We start from the raw sequence: 16642 nt of genomic DNA, 5'->3' as shown, positions 1-16642 counted from the left end.
GGGCGGCTACTGGGCCACGGGGCGCCGGGTCTGCGGACGAACCGCTCAGAGAAAGTTGCTGCGAATTGCCATGGCCGAAAGCTAGCAGCGGGTGAGGGCGGCGCGCACAGGAGTTTTTGCGCGCCTGAGGGTGGGTGGGCTCAGCCTTTCCCCGTGCGCCGGTTGACCTTCACCTTGGGGGAAATCCCAGCATCAGCGGCATGAACTCCCAGACGCTCCTGTTCCGTCACCGGCACCTCATCCGCGAGGCCGACGCCTACCGTCTCGCCCGGGAAGCACGGAAGGGCACATCGGCCCCCGGGGCACCACGGTCCGGAACTCCTCGCTCAGGCCACCACCGCCCCGGTATCCGTCGGGCTCAGGAGCCGGGGCCGTAGTGGTGAGCGGGGTGGCCGGGACGCTCAGCCCGGCAGGGCGAGCGACGCGCCACGCCGCTCCATGGCCTGCTGGTAGAGGCGGCCGGCGCGGTAGGAGGAGCGGACCAGCGGGCCGGACATGACACCGGCGTAGCCGATCTCGTCGGCCTCTTCCTTCAGCTCCACGAACTCGGCGGGCTTGACCCAGCGGTCGACGGGGTGGTGGCGCGGCGACGGGCGCAGGTACTGGGTGATGGTGATCAGTTCGCAGCCCGCGTCGTAGAGGTCCTGGAGCGCCTGGCTGATCTCCTCGCGGGTCTCGCCCATGCCCAGGATGAGGTTGGACTTGGTGACCAGGCCGGCCTCGCGGGACTTGGTGATGACCTCCAGCGAGCGCTCGTAGCGGAAGCCGGGGCGAATCCGCTTGAAGATCCGCGGGACCGTCTCGACGTTGTGGGCGAAGACCTCGGGACGGCACGAGAAGACCTCGGCCAGTGCCTCCGGCGCACCGTTGAAGTCGGGAGCGAGCAGCTCCACTTTGGTGCGGCCGTCCTCGCGCTCCGCCGTCATCGCGTGGATGCGCCGTACGGTCTCCGCGTAGAGCCAGGCGCCGCCGTCCGCCAGGTCGTCGCGCGCGACGCCGGTGATCGTCGCGTAGTTGAGGTCCATCGAGACGACGGACTCGGCGACCCGGCGGGGCTCGTCGCGGTCCAGGGGCTGCGGCTTGCCGGTGTCGATGAGGCAGAAGTCGCAGCGGCGGGTGCACTGCTCGCCGCCGATGAGGAAGGTGGCCTCGCGGTCCTCCCAGCATTCGAAGATGTTGGGACAGCCCGCCTCCTGGCAGACCGTGTGCAGACCCTCGCTCTTGACCAGGCCCAGCAGGTGGTTGTACTCGGGACCCATTTTCGCCCGGGTCTTGATCCACTCGGGCTTGCGCTCGATGGGGGTCTGGCTGTTCCGGACCTCCAGGCGCAACATCCTGCGTCCGTCGGGTGCGACAGCGGACACGTTCGGTACCTCTCTTTGCACGGGTGAGGAGCAACGATCTGGCCCAGTCAGGCTACGCCCGGCCGGTGACCGTGACCGGTCGTATTCGGCCCGGCCGGAATGCCCAATTCCGGGCCTGGTGCGCATGGCACTCCACCACCGGCCCTCCTGCCGGGCCCTCGGCACAGTGACCGGAAACCGATGTTTCGGGGGTCGTCCGGCCGTACGGACGGCGGCTCGGTGGTGGAAGGCGGTGGTCCGCTGGGGCGCGGAGGGCGGCGCGTTGCCTGTTTGCCTCTTATGAAGGGCAATGGCCAACTCGTTCAGAATGCCGTCGTTGCGAGCACACAGTTGATGCTGCAGGGGAAAGAGCAGTGATCTGTGACAGAGGAGCTTCATGCATCGCACAGAGGATGGGCAACGGGTGTCCATGACGGGGCGTCAGAACGAGCTGCGCCTGCTCGGCCAGGCCCTGGAGGACTGCGCCCGGGGCGGAGCGGTCCGGTTTCTCGTGACCGGGGAGCCGGGCATCGGGCGGACCAGCCTGCTGCGCGCGTTCTCGGCCTCCGCCCGTGCTCAGGGGTGTCACACCATCGACCTGGTGTGCTCGCTTCACGACCGCAATCATCCGCTCGGTCTCGTTCGCCAACTGGCCGGGAAACTCGCCGCCCTTCTGCCGGCGGCGCACGGCTGCCGCACGGCCCTCGACGCGGCCCTGACGTCCCCGACGGGCTCGCCGGACCCGGGGGCGGAACCGGAAGACCTGCTCCCTCCCGTCCTGACCGCCCTCGCGGAGCTGACGTCCGGCGCGTCCGTGGTCCTCTCCCTCGACGACGCCCACCAGGCCGACACCGCCTCACTGGACTTCCTCCGGCGCGCGCTGCTGACCCCGCACCTGACCCGGGTGCTCCTGGTGGCGTCCGTGCGGGACGGAGAGAGCGGCGGCGGCCCCGGAGAACGGCACGAGCTGCTGGTCGGCACACGGCACCGGCGGCTGGAAGGGCTCACCCGGACACAGGCCGCCGCGCTGCTGCGACGGATGCTGCACCGCACACCGGCCGATGAGCTCGTGGCGGAGTGTCACCGGGCCTGTGCGGGCAACCCGTTCCTGCTCACCGAGGTCGCCCGGGTACTGCGCGACCAGCCGGCGGACTCCCCCGGCCGGGCACCGGCCGCGGCCCTCCGGCCCGCCTCCGTGGCCGAGTTCATCGGGACCCGGCTGATGCGGACCGACCCCGACGCCGGGAAGGTCGCCTCCGCCATCGCGATCGCGGAGACCCACACGGCCGCCAGTCCGCTCCTGGTCAGCCACCTCAGCGGCCTGTCGCTGTCCGAGACCCTCGCCGCCGTCGACCTGCTGGTCTGTATGCGCCTGGTCGGGGACAGCGACAAGCTGTCGCTGCGGCACCCCGTCGTCCGCGACGCGCTCCTGGGCCGGATGACCCTGATGGCCCGCAACGCCGCGCATCTCGCCGCCGCCACCTATCTCCACGGCAGACAGGCCCCGGCCGAGCAGATCGCCGGTCATCTCACCGCGTCGACCGTGACGCTGGAGGACTCCTGGCCGGTCCCGGTACTGATGCGGGCCGGGCAGGCGGCACTCGCCGCGCGGGAACCACACCGGGCCCGGCGCTACCTGGCGCACGCCGTACAGGCGGCATCGGGCGAGGCCCGCCGGGCAGCACTGCTCCAGCTCACCGACGCCACGATGGCGATCAACCGGGTCCAGGGCATCGACGAGGCGATCAGGACGCTGGCGGAGACCACGGACGACGCGCTGCGCCTGCCCCTCCTGGCCCGTATCAGCACCGCGCTCTACCTCGGCTTCCAGCCCGGCGAGGCGGCCAGGACCACCATCACCGCCGGCCCCGCGTGGGCCCGGCTGTCCGGCTGGCACCAGGTGCACCGCATGCTCGACTGCCTCAACGCCTACCCGCTGCCGACCGCCGCCCAGCTCAGCGAGGAACGCCTCGCGCCGAAGGGGCACGGGCCGGGGAGGCGCACCACGCCGGACGCCGAGTTCTGCGGTGCGGAGCAGGCCGCCGCCGCGGCCCTGGTCATGGGCGCCCTGCGCAGCCACCTCGGCGGCGGCCGGCCGGCGCAGGCGGTGGAGCAGGCCCGGGAGGCCCTGCGGACGGACACGGGGCTGTGCCTGCACCCGGTGCTGAAGCTGATGGCGCTGATGGTCCTGACCTGGAACGGCCGCGACGAGGACGTGGCGGCTCATCTGCGGCGGCACGAGGACTGTGCGCGGTGCCATGAGCACCCGCTGCACCGGACGTTGCTGTTGCCCGTCACCGCGCGGATGGCCCTGCTACGCGGTCGGCTGCGCCACGCCCACGACGAACTCCACGAATGCCTGGAGGCCATCGTCCACCACAAGACGCGCTACCAGCACCCGCTGCTGGTCTGGATCGTGGGGATGCTGGCGGAGGTCCAGCTCGCCATGGGGCGCGGCGACGAGGCCCGCGCGCTGCTGCGCGAGCACGGCTGTCTGGGCAGCCTGCCGCCCGGCTGGCTGCACCGGGACGTGTGGATCACCCGCGCCCGTCTGCGGGCCGACAGCGGTGATCTGCCGGGCGCCGCACGGGACTTGGCCGAGGCCCTGGGCGCGGACACCCCGGACGGGGCCACCGGAGGCGTCCACTCGTATCTCCACGCGGTCGACCTGCTGACGCAGCTGGGACGGGACGAGGAGGCCCGCGACACCGCTGACCGGCTGCTGCGGTCGGCCGAGGCGGCGGGCACCCCGCGGGAACGGGGCATCGCCCTGCGGGCCCTCGGTGCCCTGCCGGACGCGCCCGAGGCCGGGAAGCTGCTGCGGGAGGCGATACGGCTGCTGACGGACGCGGGCGCCGACTTCGACCTCGCGCACGCCTCCGCGGACCTGGCCTGCCTGCTGTTCGACGAAGGACGCCACGACGAGGCGCTGACGCAGCTGAGCACGGCGCTCGAACTGGCCGACCGGTGCGGAGCACGGCCGCTCGCGGTGCGGTTGCGGCAGCGGCTGGCCGCGGCGGAGGGGCGCTCCACCGGCCGTTCGCCGCTGGGCGGCGTCCTGCAGCTGACCAAGCGGGAGAAGCAGATCCTCATCGATGCCGTACGCGGTTCGACCAACGAACGGATCGCGACCACGCTGCACATCACCCGCCGCACGGTGGAACTCCACCTGTCCAGCGCCTACCGCAAGCTCGACATCACCGGCCGCAAGGACTTCCCCCACCTGTTCCGCACCACCGGCCTGTGGCCCCTGCTGGTCGACTCCGCCACCTTCGGCTGACCGGCAGCGCCGCGCCGCTCCCCCGGGCTGCGGGACCCGGCCACGCCGCCGTCCCGGCCCGGCTCTCTCGGAGAACTTCCGGCACCCCTCGGTATCCGCCCGGACGCGCTACGGCCCGCGCCGTGATGCCCCGCGCCCCGGCCGCCACCACGATGTTCCGAGGTAACCGGCCGCACGGCCGTGTCCCGGCCGTGCCGCCTTCCTTCTCCTTCCGGAGGTTTTCCGATGGACCAAGACGAGACCCGCTCGGACCCGTTCACGGCCGTGGTGGTGCTGTCGGGAGGCATGGACTCCACGACGCTCATGGCTCACTACGCCGCCCTGCACCACTCCCTGATCGCCGTGACCGTCGACTACGGGCAGCGGCACCACCGGGAGATCGAGTCGGCCCGTGCGGTGGCGGCCCACTACGGAGCCCGGCACCACGTCGTCGACCTGCGGAGCTTCGGCTCGCTGCTGACCGGATCGGCGCTGACCGACGAGCAGGTCACGGTGCCCGACGGGCACTACGCGGAGCAGTCCATGCGCGCCACCGTCGTGCCCAACCGCAACGCGGTGCTGGCGAACGTCGCGGTCTCGATAGGTGTCGCGCACCGCGCGGCGATCGTGGCCCTGGGCATGCACGCCGGGGACCACTTCATCTACCCGGACTGCCGGCCGGCGTTCGTCGACGGGCTGCGTGACCTGGTCGCGGTCGCCAACGAGGGCTTCGCCATTCCCCGCGTGGAGGCGCCGTTCATCGACTGGTCCAAGACCGACATCGCCACGCACGGCACCCGGCTCGGCGCTCCTCTGGAGCTGAGCTGGTCCTGCTACAAGGGGGGTGACCGGCACTGCGGGACCTGCGGGACCTGCTACGAACGCCGGGAGGCGTTCCGCAACGCCGCACTGCCCGATCCGACCGACTACCTCGATGACGTGACCGCGTACCCGGTGCCCTGACACCGCCGCGTCCCCGAACGGCGGCACACGGGACGGGCCGGACTCCCCGGAGGAGTCCGGCCCGTCGTCGTTCCCGGCCCGCCGCGCGCCTCAGGTCACCCGCTCCCGCCCGAGCACCAGCGTGCCCAGGTCCGCGGCCGACTCCAGCAGCACGTCCGGCCCTTCCGGATGTCCCTGGGGAGGCAGTGTCCCCCCGTTGCCCGTGCGCACCCCGACGACCACGGCGTCCAGGCGGCGGCCCAGGGCGACATCGGAGGGCGTGTCCCCCACGACGTAGAGCCGGTGGCCGGGCTCATGGCCCAGCTCGTCCAGCGCACGCCCCGCCAGCTCGGTCTTGCAGTCGGCGTCGGTGGTCGTGCCGTCCCGGGCCCCCAGATCGTCCCGGGTCAGCACCGGACCGAAGCAGTCCCGCACCTCGTTGCGCCGGAGCAGGGTCACCGTGGGGCCGGTGCCGACCCAGGAACTGACCAGCGCGAGCCGCACGCCCGCGCCGGACAGCGCCGACAGCATCGGCACCACTCCCGGGTACAGCCGCCCGTACGGCATGTACCGGCGCACCACCTCGTCCACCCGGTCCTTGACACGAACGGAGCCGATGCGCAGGGCTCCGCTCGTGATCGCGGACCAGTAGGCGAACCCGAGGATCTCCTCGCGGGGTGGCGGTGTCACCCCCTCGTGACGGTGCAGATCCAGCACGAAGCGGTGGAACATGTCATAGAAATCCAGCAGCGTGCCGTCCCGGTCCAGCACGACCGTGGCCGACGCCGCGCGATCCGCCCGATCGGACATCTGCCTCACGCCCTCAGCGGTACGGCGAGTTCATGGGTTCCGGGCGGTGTCTCCCAGGGGAAGACCGTCCAGTCGTCCACCTCGGTGGCCTGGAAGTCGGCGGTGGTGGCCGCTCCCAGGTTGCGGACGACGACGGCGGTGCGGACCTCCGCCGCACCGAGGTCCAGCATGGTCTGCTTCGCCAGGGCCATGGTGCCCCCGTCGCCCATGATGTCGTCGACCAGCAGCACCCGGGAGCCGTGCAGCGGACGCTCCGGCACCACGTACTGCAACACCGCCTCGCCACGCCCGCTGTAGCGGGAGTTGGAGGAGTTACGGGGGATGCCCAGGATGCGGAAGTCCTCGACGCCCAGCAGGTTCGACAGGGCGATGGCCGGTGGCAGCCCACCGCGTGCGATGCCCGCCACCACCGAGGGCACGAAGCCGTCGGCCCTGATGTCGTCGGCCATCCTGTCCAGCATCCGGCCCATGGTCTCCCAGCTGATGGTCAGCAGCCGGTCCCGGCGCCACATCGGAGTACCGCTCATCGGTCGCCTCCCACACCGGCCGCCAGCGCCCTGCCCGCGGCGGGCCGTTCGTTCCACCGGTCGAGGACATCGGCGGTGCCGGGTCCGGTGCCGATCAGGTCCACGGGAAGCCCCAGGCCCTCCTCGACCCGCGCCACGAACGCCGCCGCGGCCTCGGGCAGCGCCCCGGTGCGCAGCGCGCGGCACGACGCGTCCACCTGGTCGAGGAAGGTGAGCGCGATCCGCGTCGGGCGGTTGACCCGTACGGCGTCCCGGGCCTGGTCCAGGTCGAAGGTGCCGGCCCGGCGCCGCCGCCCGGTGACCGTGCCGTACTCCACGATCCCCAGCTGTTCGGCCTCCTCCTCGCTCATCTCCGTGGGGAACGGCCCCGCGCCGACACGGGTCGGGTAGGCGCGGAAGACCAGCACCACCTCGTCGATCGCGGTCGGGCCCAGCCCGGCGTCCGCGGCCGCGGTGCTCGCCGTGCTGTCCTTCCCGACGGTGTACGGATAGGTGCCGTACAGCACCGAGAGACCAAAGCCGTTGGTGCCTTCGACATGCACCCGGTCCCCCGCGTCGACCGCGTCGTTCACCTCCCGCACGGTGTCCGCCAGATAGGGGGCCAGCGCCGGGATGTCCTCGGCCCGGCGCGCCGAGCGCATGGCACGGGCCGCCAGTGCCGGTCCGTGCCCGCTGCCCGTGCTGCGCACCCGCTCGCGGAGGACCTCGTCGGCCTCCTCGGCACGCACATGGCCGGGGTCGATGACGGTGGCGCGGAAGTCCACTCCCACGCGGCCCTGTGCGCCGAACTCCTCGATCTCCCGCAGCAGTACGTCGGGCCGGACGAGCACCCCCGCACCCAGCAGCAGGCGGGTGCCCGGGTGGATCACCGCGCTGGGCAGCTGGCGCAGCTTGAGGGTGCGCCCGCCGTGCACCACCGTGTGCCCCGCTCCCGGCCCCAGGCCGGCGCGGACCGCGACCGCGGGTTCGTCCCGGACGGCCAGATAGCTGGAGATCTTCCCCTTGGCCTCGTCACCCCACTGGCCGCCCACGATCACCGTGCCGGGCATGTCACCGCTCCTTCCGAAGACTTTCCGAGTGCCTCTTCGGCCCGGCGTACGGTCTCGTCCGTCAGGCTCTCGCAGAAGCCGACGTCCGCGGACGCTCCGGCCAGCGACACGATCTCGTCCGCGGGCAGTACCGCGGTCACCGACGCGTCGTCCGACAGCACCGCCACCAGGTCGCGCTCCTCCCGGGCGGCGGTCGCGCTGGCCCGCTGCAGCAGCCGGTAGGCGTCGAGCCGGTCCGTGCCACGGCCGATCATGGCCAGCAGCACCGCCTCGCTGAGATGGCTGTTGCGGGAACGGGCGAGGTTCTCCTGCATCCGGTGCGGGAAGACCCGGAGGTCCTCCAGCACGGCGGTCGTGGTGAGGAGCATCTCGTCGAGCAGCACACATGCCTGCGGCAGCGTGAAGCGCTCGTTGGCGGAGTTGGCCAGATCCCGCTCGTGCCAGGTCACCACGTTCTCCAGCGCCGGCCCGACCAGCGACCGCATCAGCCGGGCCAGGCTGCACAGGCGCTCGCTGCGCACCGGATTGCGCTTGTGCGGCATCGCGGAACTGCCGATCTGGTCGCCCTCGGCGAAGGACTCGGCCAGCTCGCCTATCTCGGTCCGCTGCAGGTTGCGGATCTCCGTCGCGAGGTTCTCCAGGCACGCCGCGGTGAGCGCCGCCCAGCAGACGAACTCCGCCATGCGGTCCCGGGCCACCGCCTGGGCGCAGATCTCGGGCTCGGGGAGGTTCAGGTGGGCCAGCACCTCACGCTGCACCTGGAGGCCCTGTGGCCCCAGGCCGCCCAGTGAGCCGACGGCGCCGGCGATCTTGCCCATCACGGCGCGTCCGCGCAGCTGCTCCAGCCGTTCCAGGCAGCGGGTCAACTGGTCGAGGATGACGGCGAGTTTGAAGCCGAGGGTGATGGGCTGGGCGTGCTGGCCGTGGGTACGGCCGATCATCACCCGCTGCCCCTCCTTGCCGATCTGCCGGTTCAGTGCCCCCAGCACGGTGCGGAGCCGTTCGCCGAGGATGCCGATCGCCTCGTCGAGCTGCAGGGCGAGGGCGGTGTCGATCACATCGCTGCTGGTCACGCCGTGGTGGACATAGCGGCCGTAGGGGGCGCAGCCCTCCGCGAACTCCTGGACGACCGCATAGAGTTCGTGCCGGCTCATCGCCTCGATCGCGGCGATGCGGTCCAGGTCGCAGCGGTGGGTCCGGGCGCGCTCCCCGATCACCTCGGCCGCCTCGGCCGGGATCACGCCCAGCCGTCCCTGGACGGTGGCCAGCGCGCCTTCCACCCGCACGAACAGCTGGTAGCGCTGGTGGTCGCCGAGCAGCCGACGCATCTCCTCGCTGCCGTAGCGACCGGTCTCCAAGGGGCTCGTCATCCGGTGGCCTCCTTGGCGTAGTCCAGGGCCACCTGCTCCGTCCGCCCCAGGGCGTGCGGCCGGCTCTCCGACAGCCCGGCGGGCGTCACACGGATGAACTCGGCCTTCTCCCGGAGCTCGGCCAGGGTGTGCGCGCCGGAATAGCTCATGCCCGACCGCAGACCGCCGAGGAACGGCCGCAGCGTCGAGGCCAGCGGCCCGGTGTGCGCGAAGGTGGCCTCGACCCCCTCGGGGGTGTACTCCTCCAGTTCCGCACGGCTGACCGCCTCGCCGCGGGCCCGCTTGAGGGTGAGCCGCATGCCGAAGGTGACGAAGCCGGTGCTGACCTTGACGGGCCGGCCGTCCCGTTCCACCAGCCGCGCCTCGCTCTCGTCGGCCCCGGCCAGGGCGCTGCCGAGCATCACCGCATGGCCGCCCGCTGCCAGCGCCTTGACCACGTCGCCGGGAGCCTTGATGCCGCCGTCCGCGATCACCGGGGTCCCCGTGCGGGCCGCCTCCTCCGCACAGTCGAGGACGGCGGTCAGCTGTGGCACCCCGCTGCCCGCGACGATCCGGGTGGTGCAGATGCCACCGGGGCCGATGCCCACCTTCACCGCGTCGGCACCGGCGCCGATCAGGTCGCGGGTGGCGGCGGCGGTGGCGACGTTCCCCGCGATCAGGGGTGTCCCGGGGAACTGGGCCCGCAGCTTCTCCACGGTGTCGAGCACATAGTCCGCATGGCCGTGTGCCACGTCGGTGACCAGCACGTCCACGCCCGCCTCGACGAGCAGTGCCGCCCGCTCCAGATAGTCGTCGGTCACGCCGACGGCGGCACCGGTGCGCAGGCGCCCCTGCCCGTCGACGGTGGCGTGCTCCGCCCCCTCGGGCACCGGCGACGCCTTGACCGCGGCGACCTCGGCGGCCTGGTCCTCCGCGGTCTGCATACGGTGCACGACACCCAGGCCTCCGGACACCGCCATGGCCACCGCCATGCGCCGGCCCGTGCACCACGGCGTGTTGGCGGACAGGACGGGTACCCGCAACGGGATTCCGGCCACCAGTTCCGTACTGGTGTCGGTGACCGAACGGCTCACCACCGAGGTCCGCTGCGGTACCAGCAGGACATCGTCCAGGCTCAGCCCGGTACGGATCTCACGAATCGCCACGTGTCTGCTCCTCCGATCGTGGACGGCGGTAACCGCTCACTTGCGTCCCTGGAAAACCGTCGCCACGAGCTCCTGGCGGGCCGGCCCGTACTCCTCGAAGATCCCCGAGTAGGCCGAGGACGTCATGGCCGCCGGGGTGCGGATGCCCCGCATGCTCATGCACAGGTGCTCACCCGTGGCGATGACCGCCACGTCCACCGAACCCGTCACCTTCGTGACCTCGTCCGCGATGTCGCGCACCAGCCGTTCCTGCACCTGCAGCCGGTGTGCGTGCCGCTGCGCGATCCGCGCGAACTTCGACAGCCCGAGCACGTCGCCGTGCGGCCGGTAGGCGATGGTGACCGCGCAGGAGAACGGCAGCAGATGGTGCTCGCACAGGGACCACACGTTGATGTCCGACACCATCACCATCTGTCCCTCCGTCCTCAACGGGAACAGGGTGTCGACGACTCCGGCGTCGTACCGCGAGAACTCCCGCCACCAGCGGGCGAATCGCGCCGGCGTCTCCTTGAGCCCGTCGCGTTCGGGGTCCTCACCGATCTCGACCAGCAGCCGGCGCGCGATGTCCTCCAGCGGGTCCGGTGACGGTGCCTCCCCGCGCGGCTCGTTCAGGACGTCCAGTTCCATGGCTCCGCTCACTGTGCTCACACACCTCTCCTGTCGCCCCAGACGGCGACATGCAGTCGAGTGGTCAGGTTCCAGCCTCGCGCCACGACCTCGTCGCCCAGAGCGGCCAGATGCCGGCCGACCTCTGCGGGCAACTGCCCCTCGGGCATGATCCAGACGGGGTCCGTGCCGTACCGCTCGACGACGGAGGCCACTTCGTCGAGATCGCTCGTGTGACGGCAGACGAACTTGAAGGCCGTTCCGGGCACCGCGGCGAGGGCGCGCAGTGCCTCCGGGACCAGCCGTCGTGATTCCGGGTCGCCCGAGTGCGCCAGCTTGGGCGAGACGTTGAACCGGACGCCCAGGCTCACCAGGTCGTCCCGCGGGACCACGGTGCCGTTCGTCTCGATTTCGATCTTCCGGCCCGCGGCGGCCAGTTCACGGACCAGGGGAAGCATCCGGCGCTGCTGGCTGAGGGGTTCCCCGCCGGAGATCACGATCAGGGGTACGTCGTAGTCGAGGAGTCTGCGCAGCACCTCGGACCAGGGCATGGGGGTCAGTTCCTGACGCGGGTCGTAGGCGACCCCGGTGTCGCCCGTACCGGTCCAGTCCCAGGTGTACGGCGTGTCGCACCAACGGCAGGACAGATTGCAGCCGCCCAGCCGCACGAAGGCGCAACGCCGGCCCGCCGAGGGGCCTTCACCCTGCACGGTCCTCAAGTGGGGCCGAAGATCTCGTTGACCACGAGCTTCGGTTCCACCTTGGCATCACCTCCCCGGGCCGGTGCCGCCAGGGCCTGCTCGCCCGTCACGGCCGGTACTCCGCCCAGGTCTTGGCGGTCTCGGAGACCCGTACCGAACTCAGCTGCGGATACTGCGGCAGCCAGCGCTCGTACAGCCACTGCGACAGGTTCTCGGCCGAGGGGTTGCGGTCGGTCAGCACGTCGTTCAGGTGCCGGTGATCGACCTCGGTGTCCAGCCACCTGCTGAACTGCTTGAGGTCGCCGTAGTCCCGTACGAACCCCGCCTTGTCCAGGCCGTCCGCCGGCGCCGAGAGCTCCAGCTCCACCACATAGTTGTGGCCGTGCATCCGGCCACAGGGATGGCCCTCCGGCAACTCGGCCAACTGATGACTGGCCGAGAAATGGAACTCCTTGGTGATCCGAAAAGCCATGTGCACCCTCCTGCTCAGGTAGGACCGCGCCGCACGTCACGCCGTGGTGGACGCCTATCGGAAGCGCCGGTCCCATGGTGTGTTCGGCCCCGCACCCGCACATCACGGCCAGGACCGTGACCCGGGCCGGGGCATACCGAGAAAGAGCGGACGGGACACCGAATCAGCGCCGTGCGGCGCGCCCCGCACACGGTGATGCCGCACGCGGTGGGACGGAGGCGGCGGTACGAGGCCGGCGGTGCGGAGACACGGGAAGGCCCACCCGCGCCTTGCCCAAGGGGCCCACGACGGAGGAGAAGTCCCAGGAGTGGTGTGTCGCCCGTTGCCTCCGGAAGGAGACACCGGTCAACCACTGTTCATCGAGAGGGAGTTGCCGGAGACTCGGTGCCACGAACACGCGGCCCGCCGCAGGGCCCGTCCGCGTGCCGGCACCGCGCTCGCGCCCGTGCCGCGCCCTTGAGTGCGCCGGCCCCCACAATCCGGCACCCCGGTCTGACGCCCGTCCCGTCCTCCGACGGCTCCGCGGATCGCCGTCCCGGCGAAGGCTGCGCGTCCTCCGGGTCCCCACACACCGAAGGAAGTTCCTTGACGAGCACAGAAGTCACCGACCTCGAGATCGCCGATATCGCCCTGGCAGCAGCGGGGCGGCAGGACATCGCCCTGGCCGAGCACGAGATGACCGGCCTGATGGCGCTGAGAGCCGAGTACGCGGGCCGGCGGCCGCTCGCCGGTGCCCGGATCAGTGGTTTCCTCCATCTGACGATTCAGACCGCCGTGCTGATCGAGACCCTTGTGGCCCTGGGCGCGGAGGTCCGCTGGGCCGGCTCCAACCGTCTCTCGACCCAGGACCGTGCCGCAGCGGCCGTGGCCGTCGGCCCCGCCGGAGGCCGGCCGGTCCCGGTGTTCGCGTGGAAGGGCCAGAGCCTGGAGGACTTCTGGCGGTGCGCGCAGCGGGTGCTGGCCTGGCCGGACGGGGGTGGCCCCACCATGCTGATGGACGACGGCGGGAGTCTCACCCTGCTGCTGCACCAGGGAGTGGAGTACGAGAAGACGGGAAGCGTCCCGGCCGGCGAGGAGCCGGCGGACCCGAACGAGCTCGCGATGCTGGACGTGGTGAAGCGCGCCGCGGAGCACGACGCGTCGTACTGGAGCACACTCGCCGCGCACGTGCGGGGAGCCAGCGAGCAGACCACCACGGGCACCGCCGTGCTGCGGCGGCTCGACGAGGTGAACTCCCTGCTGTTCCCGGCGATCAGCGTCAACGACTCGGTCACCAAGTCCAAGTTCGACAACCGCTACCAGTGCCGGCAGTCGGTGGTCGAGGCGCTCAAGGCGGCGACGGCCACCCAGATCGGCGGCAAACTGGCCGTGGTGTGCGGTTACGGCGACGTCGGAAAGGGCTGTGCCGACGCGCTGCGGGCGCAGCTCGCCCGGGTCGTCGTCACCGAGATCGATCCCATCTGCGCCTTTCAGGCGGCCATGGACGGCTTCCTGGTCGCGCCCCTGGAGCAGGTGATCGGCGAGGCGGACATCGTCATCACGACGACGGGCTGTGCGGGTGTCATCACCGCGGAGCACATGGCCCGGATGAAGCACCGGGCGATCGTGGGGAACATGGGGCACCTGGACACCGAGATCGACGTCGACTCCCTGGCCCGGACTCCCGGCATCCGCAAGGTGCCGGCCAGGCCACAGGTCCACGAGTGGGCCTTCCCCGACGGCCATACGGTGATCGTGCTGTCCGAGGGCAGGCTGATGAACCTCGGCAACGCGCCCGACCACCCCAGCTTCGTGATGTCGAGTTCGCTCTCGAACCAGGCGCTGGCACAGCTCGAGCTGTATACGAACGCCGACGCCTACCCGCCCGGGGTCCACCACCTGCCGAAGATCCTCGACGAGAAGGTGGCGAGGCTGCACCTCCCCACGCTGGGCGCCGAACTGACCACGCTCACCGCCGCACAGGCCGTCCAGCTCGGAGTGCCCGTCGGCGGGCCCTACAAGCCGGACAACTACCGCTACTGAGCGCGCACCGCCGGTCCCCGGCGGCCGGCTTCCGGCCGCCGGGGCCGGCGGCTCGCCCCCGATCCCCCACCGCACCGCTGCCTCACGAAGGAGGTACGAGATGTCGCGCCCCGCTGTCACGGCCACGGAGCTGATCGACCATTTCGGCCTGGAGCCCCTGCCACTCGAAGGGGGTTTCTTCCGGCCCACCTGGACCGCGGCGAAAGAACAGGGCGGACGGCCCGAGAGCACCGCGATCCTCGCCCTGCTCACCGCCGAAGGCGAGCAGTTCTCGGCGATGCACCGCTTACCGGTCGACGAGATATGGCATTTCCATCTCGGCGACCCGATCGAACTTCTGCTGCTCGCTCCGGACGGAACGGACCGCACGGTCGTGCTCGGGCACGACGTCCTGGCCGGACAGCAGGTGCAGCTCTGTGTCCCCAAAGGCACCTGGATGGGCGGCCGGGTATGTGACGGGGGTCAGTGGTCCTTGTTCGGCTGCACGATGGCGCCCGGTTTCGTCCTCTCCGACTACGAGGGCGGAGACGCCGGGGAACTGAGTGCGCGGTATCCACGGGCCGCCGCGCGGATCAGGCGCCGGTGCCGCCCCGGTGTACCGCTCCGTATGACGGAGGATTCGGCGGAATTCTGATCCTGTGGCTTCCGGCCCGTCCCGGCACCCGGGAATCAGCAGGCCCCGGCGCCCTGCCCCGCGTAGGTCACGAGGTGGGTGTCATGCCCGGCAAGCTCACGTGCGAAGCCCTTCACGGTCTTCTCGAAGCGGTATTCCTCGCGTGAACTGCGGTGCAGCAGATGGATATCGGCCAGTGCGTCGAGGACCCGCTGCGCCCGCACGATATCCGATCCCAGTATGTGTGCCGCCTCGGAAACCGTGACGACGTACCCCGCGCACCCCCCGAGGAGCCGCAGCCCGCGGGCGGCCTCCGGCTGGAGGTGTCGGTAGGAGCCGGAAAGCGCCGTATACATGTCGCTGGTCTCGTCATGCGTGGTGCACAGGTACTTGAGCAGCGCTTCCGAACCACACCGTTCGCACAACTCCAGACCGTCCATCATCTCCCGCTGCTCCACGGCGATACGCACGGTCAGGGGAAGATACCGGCACGCACAGCAGGCATTCCTTTCCAGCGGCAAAGGCGCCCCCGCGAGACGGGACAGCAGCCGGGTGCACTCGCCCTCGGACAGGTACGGCACCGTGATGCGGTAGGCGCCGTCCCGGGTGACCAGCCCGGTCAGACGACTGCGGCTGGTGATCACGGCCATGCACTGGGGCGAGGCCGGCAGGAGCGGCCTGACCTGTTCCGCACCGGCGGCGTTGTCGAGGACGATCAGCACCCGCTTTCCCGTCAGCAAACTGCGGTAACTCGCGGCCAGATCGTGTAACTCACCCGCCAGATAACCGGGGTCTGCGCCCAACGCGGTCATGAAACTCCGCAGCACCTGGCGACTGCCGACGGGCCGCCCGGCCGTACTGAACCCCTGGAGATCGGCAAACAGCACACCGTCGGGAAAATGACTCCGGACGCCATGGCTCCAGTGCACGACAGCGGCGGTCTTCCCCACCCCGGCCGCCCCTTCGACCACCGTGGCGACGGCCTGTCCGTCGCGCTGCCGATGGACCTCGGCGAGCATGGCATCCAGCTGCTCCAGGGTTTCCTCACGACCGGTGAAGTCGGCAATACTGCGGGGAAGTTGAACGGGGCTGGTGCGTCCACTCCGGCGCCGCGGAGAACGCACGGCCAGGGCGAGAAGACTCCCTTTTGCACCCAACGCCTCGTCACACAGCCTGACCAGCCCCTCAGCCGGCTGCTTCTTCCCGGTTTCCACCCGACTCAAGTGACTTCTGCTATAATTCACGAGTCGGGCCAAGTCCCCCAGCGACAATCCGCGTTCTTTGCGTAAGGCCCGCAGAGACGATCCGAACGAGGCACCCACAGAAGTTATTCGCTTCGTCATTCGCCTTCTCCATGCCGATGAATCTTCATGGCAGCTAGAAATTCCATGGAGGAGTCGCGCCGGGACTCTGTGCACTGCGCTCAGAACATAACCGCCTGGGTCACCATCCCGCCTTGCACAGGAAAAATATCCGGCTAGCAGTCATGCCGGACAGTTTTAGACATCAAAAAGCGCATGAAGATGGAAAGAAGCCGGCTTCCCTTCTCCTCTGGGCGAGCCTCGGCGGCAGACCTACACCGGCCACCGGGTTCGGCAAATACTCGGTCACGTTTACGCCAGCTATGGCGGCGTCATATTCGTATTTGATCACACCTGTGCGCAGGTGGACATGGTGCGATCCGGGTTTGTCCGGAACCAGCGGTTCGCCGCGATCGGCAGAACGACACCCCCCGTCGGCGGCAGACGTTCCGCTCCACCCGCCCCCGGACCCCCGCACCCGC

General features: G+C 70.7%; 14 protein-coding genes. 4 read left to right on the top strand and 10 right to left on the bottom strand.

Annotated elements, in window-relative coordinates; all coding sequences use genetic code 11:
- Window positions 1–401 precede the first annotated feature (401 nt).
- Window positions 402–1364 (bottom strand): lipoyl synthase, encoded by a 963-nt coding sequence (lipA, locus tag ACWC9R_RS09590; protein ID WP_450729984.1) that lies wholly within the window; start codon window positions 1362–1364, stop codon window positions 402–404.
- 409 nt (window positions 1365–1773) lie between these two features.
- On the opposite strand from lipA, the gene ACWC9R_RS09585 reads away from it, so the two are divergent.
- A complete protein-coding gene (locus tag ACWC9R_RS09585) occupies window positions 1774–4623 on the top strand; it encodes a helix-turn-helix transcriptional regulator (protein WP_450729982.1) in 2850 nt (949 codons plus the stop codon).
- A gap of 225 nt (window positions 4624–4848) precedes the next feature.
- On the top strand, window positions 4849–5565 hold the full coding sequence (gene queC, locus ACWC9R_RS09580; protein ID WP_450729980.1) for a 7-cyano-7-deazaguanine synthase QueC: 717 nt from the start codon (window positions 4849–4851) through the stop codon (window positions 5563–5565).
- A gap of 90 nt (window positions 5566–5655) precedes the next feature.
- Here the strand turns inward: queC and ACWC9R_RS09575 are convergent, their stop codons facing one another.
- The 8 genes from ACWC9R_RS09575 to ACWC9R_RS09540 all read right to left on the bottom strand — a co-directional run bounded on the left by ACWC9R_RS09575 (window position 5656) and on the right by ACWC9R_RS09540 (window position 12224).
- Complete coding sequence (locus ACWC9R_RS09575; RefSeq protein ID WP_450729978.1) at window positions 5656–6354, bottom strand: HAD family hydrolase; 699 nt, start codon at window positions 6352–6354, stop codon at window positions 5656–5658.
- A 5-nt stretch (window positions 6355–6359) separates the two neighbouring features.
- Window positions 6360–6881, bottom strand: a complete 522-nt coding sequence (locus tag ACWC9R_RS09570; protein ID WP_450729976.1) for a phosphoribosyltransferase — start codon at window positions 6879–6881, stop codon at window positions 6360–6362.
- Window positions 6878–7930 (bottom strand): adenylosuccinate synthetase, encoded by a 1053-nt coding sequence (locus ACWC9R_RS09565; protein WP_450729975.1) that lies wholly within the window; start codon window positions 7928–7930, stop codon window positions 6878–6880. The genes ACWC9R_RS09570 and ACWC9R_RS09565 overlap by 4 nt, the downstream gene beginning before the upstream one ends.
- Window positions 7915–9300: an adenylosuccinate lyase gene (gene purB, locus ACWC9R_RS09560; RefSeq protein WP_450729973.1), complete on the bottom strand. Its 1386-nt coding sequence runs from the start codon at window positions 9298–9300 to the stop codon at window positions 7915–7917. Before purB ends, ACWC9R_RS09565 begins: the two co-directional genes overlap by 16 nt.
- Window positions 9297–10445, bottom strand: coding sequence for an IMP dehydrogenase (guaB, locus tag ACWC9R_RS09555; protein ID WP_450729972.1), 1149 nt, complete (start codon window positions 10443–10445; stop codon window positions 9297–9299). Before guaB ends, purB begins: the two co-directional genes overlap by 4 nt.
- A gap of 36 nt (window positions 10446–10481) precedes the next feature.
- Window positions 10482–11084, bottom strand: coding sequence for a GTP cyclohydrolase I (folE, locus tag ACWC9R_RS09550; protein ID WP_450730157.1), 603 nt, complete (start codon window positions 11082–11084; stop codon window positions 10482–10484).
- Window positions 11085–11089: 5 nt separating this feature from the next.
- Entirely contained in the window at window positions 11090–11761 is a 672-nt protein-coding gene (locus tag ACWC9R_RS09545) for a 7-carboxy-7-deazaguanine synthase QueE (protein WP_450730155.1), read from the bottom strand.
- A 97-nt stretch (window positions 11762–11858) separates the two neighbouring features.
- Window positions 11859–12224 (bottom strand): 6-pyruvoyl trahydropterin synthase family protein, encoded by a 366-nt coding sequence (locus ACWC9R_RS09540; RefSeq protein ID WP_450729970.1) that lies wholly within the window; start codon window positions 12222–12224, stop codon window positions 11859–11861.
- 585 nt (window positions 12225–12809) lie between these two features.
- On the opposite strand from ACWC9R_RS09540, the gene ahcY reads away from it, so the two are divergent.
- Both ahcY and ACWC9R_RS09530 read left to right on the top strand, forming a co-directional pair.
- Complete coding sequence (gene ahcY, locus ACWC9R_RS09535) at window positions 12810–14246, top strand: adenosylhomocysteinase (protein WP_450729968.1); 1437 nt, start codon at window positions 12810–12812, stop codon at window positions 14244–14246.
- Window positions 14247–14346: 100 nt separating this feature from the next.
- Window positions 14347–14880, top strand: coding sequence for a cupin domain-containing protein (locus ACWC9R_RS09530; RefSeq protein ID WP_450729966.1), 534 nt, complete (start codon window positions 14347–14349; stop codon window positions 14878–14880).
- A gap of 35 nt (window positions 14881–14915) precedes the next feature.
- Here ACWC9R_RS09530 and ACWC9R_RS09525 read toward each other — a convergent pair whose 3' ends face one another.
- Window positions 14916–16202: a helix-turn-helix domain-containing protein gene (locus ACWC9R_RS09525; RefSeq protein WP_450729964.1), complete on the bottom strand. Its 1287-nt coding sequence runs from the start codon at window positions 16200–16202 to the stop codon at window positions 14916–14918.
- Window positions 16203–16642: the final 440 nt, after the last annotated feature.

It is taken from the genome of Streptomyces sp. NPDC001219, assembly GCF_053597915.1.
Note: the sequence above shows the minus strand (reverse complement) of the source record. Positions and strands in the feature narration are given on the sequence as shown.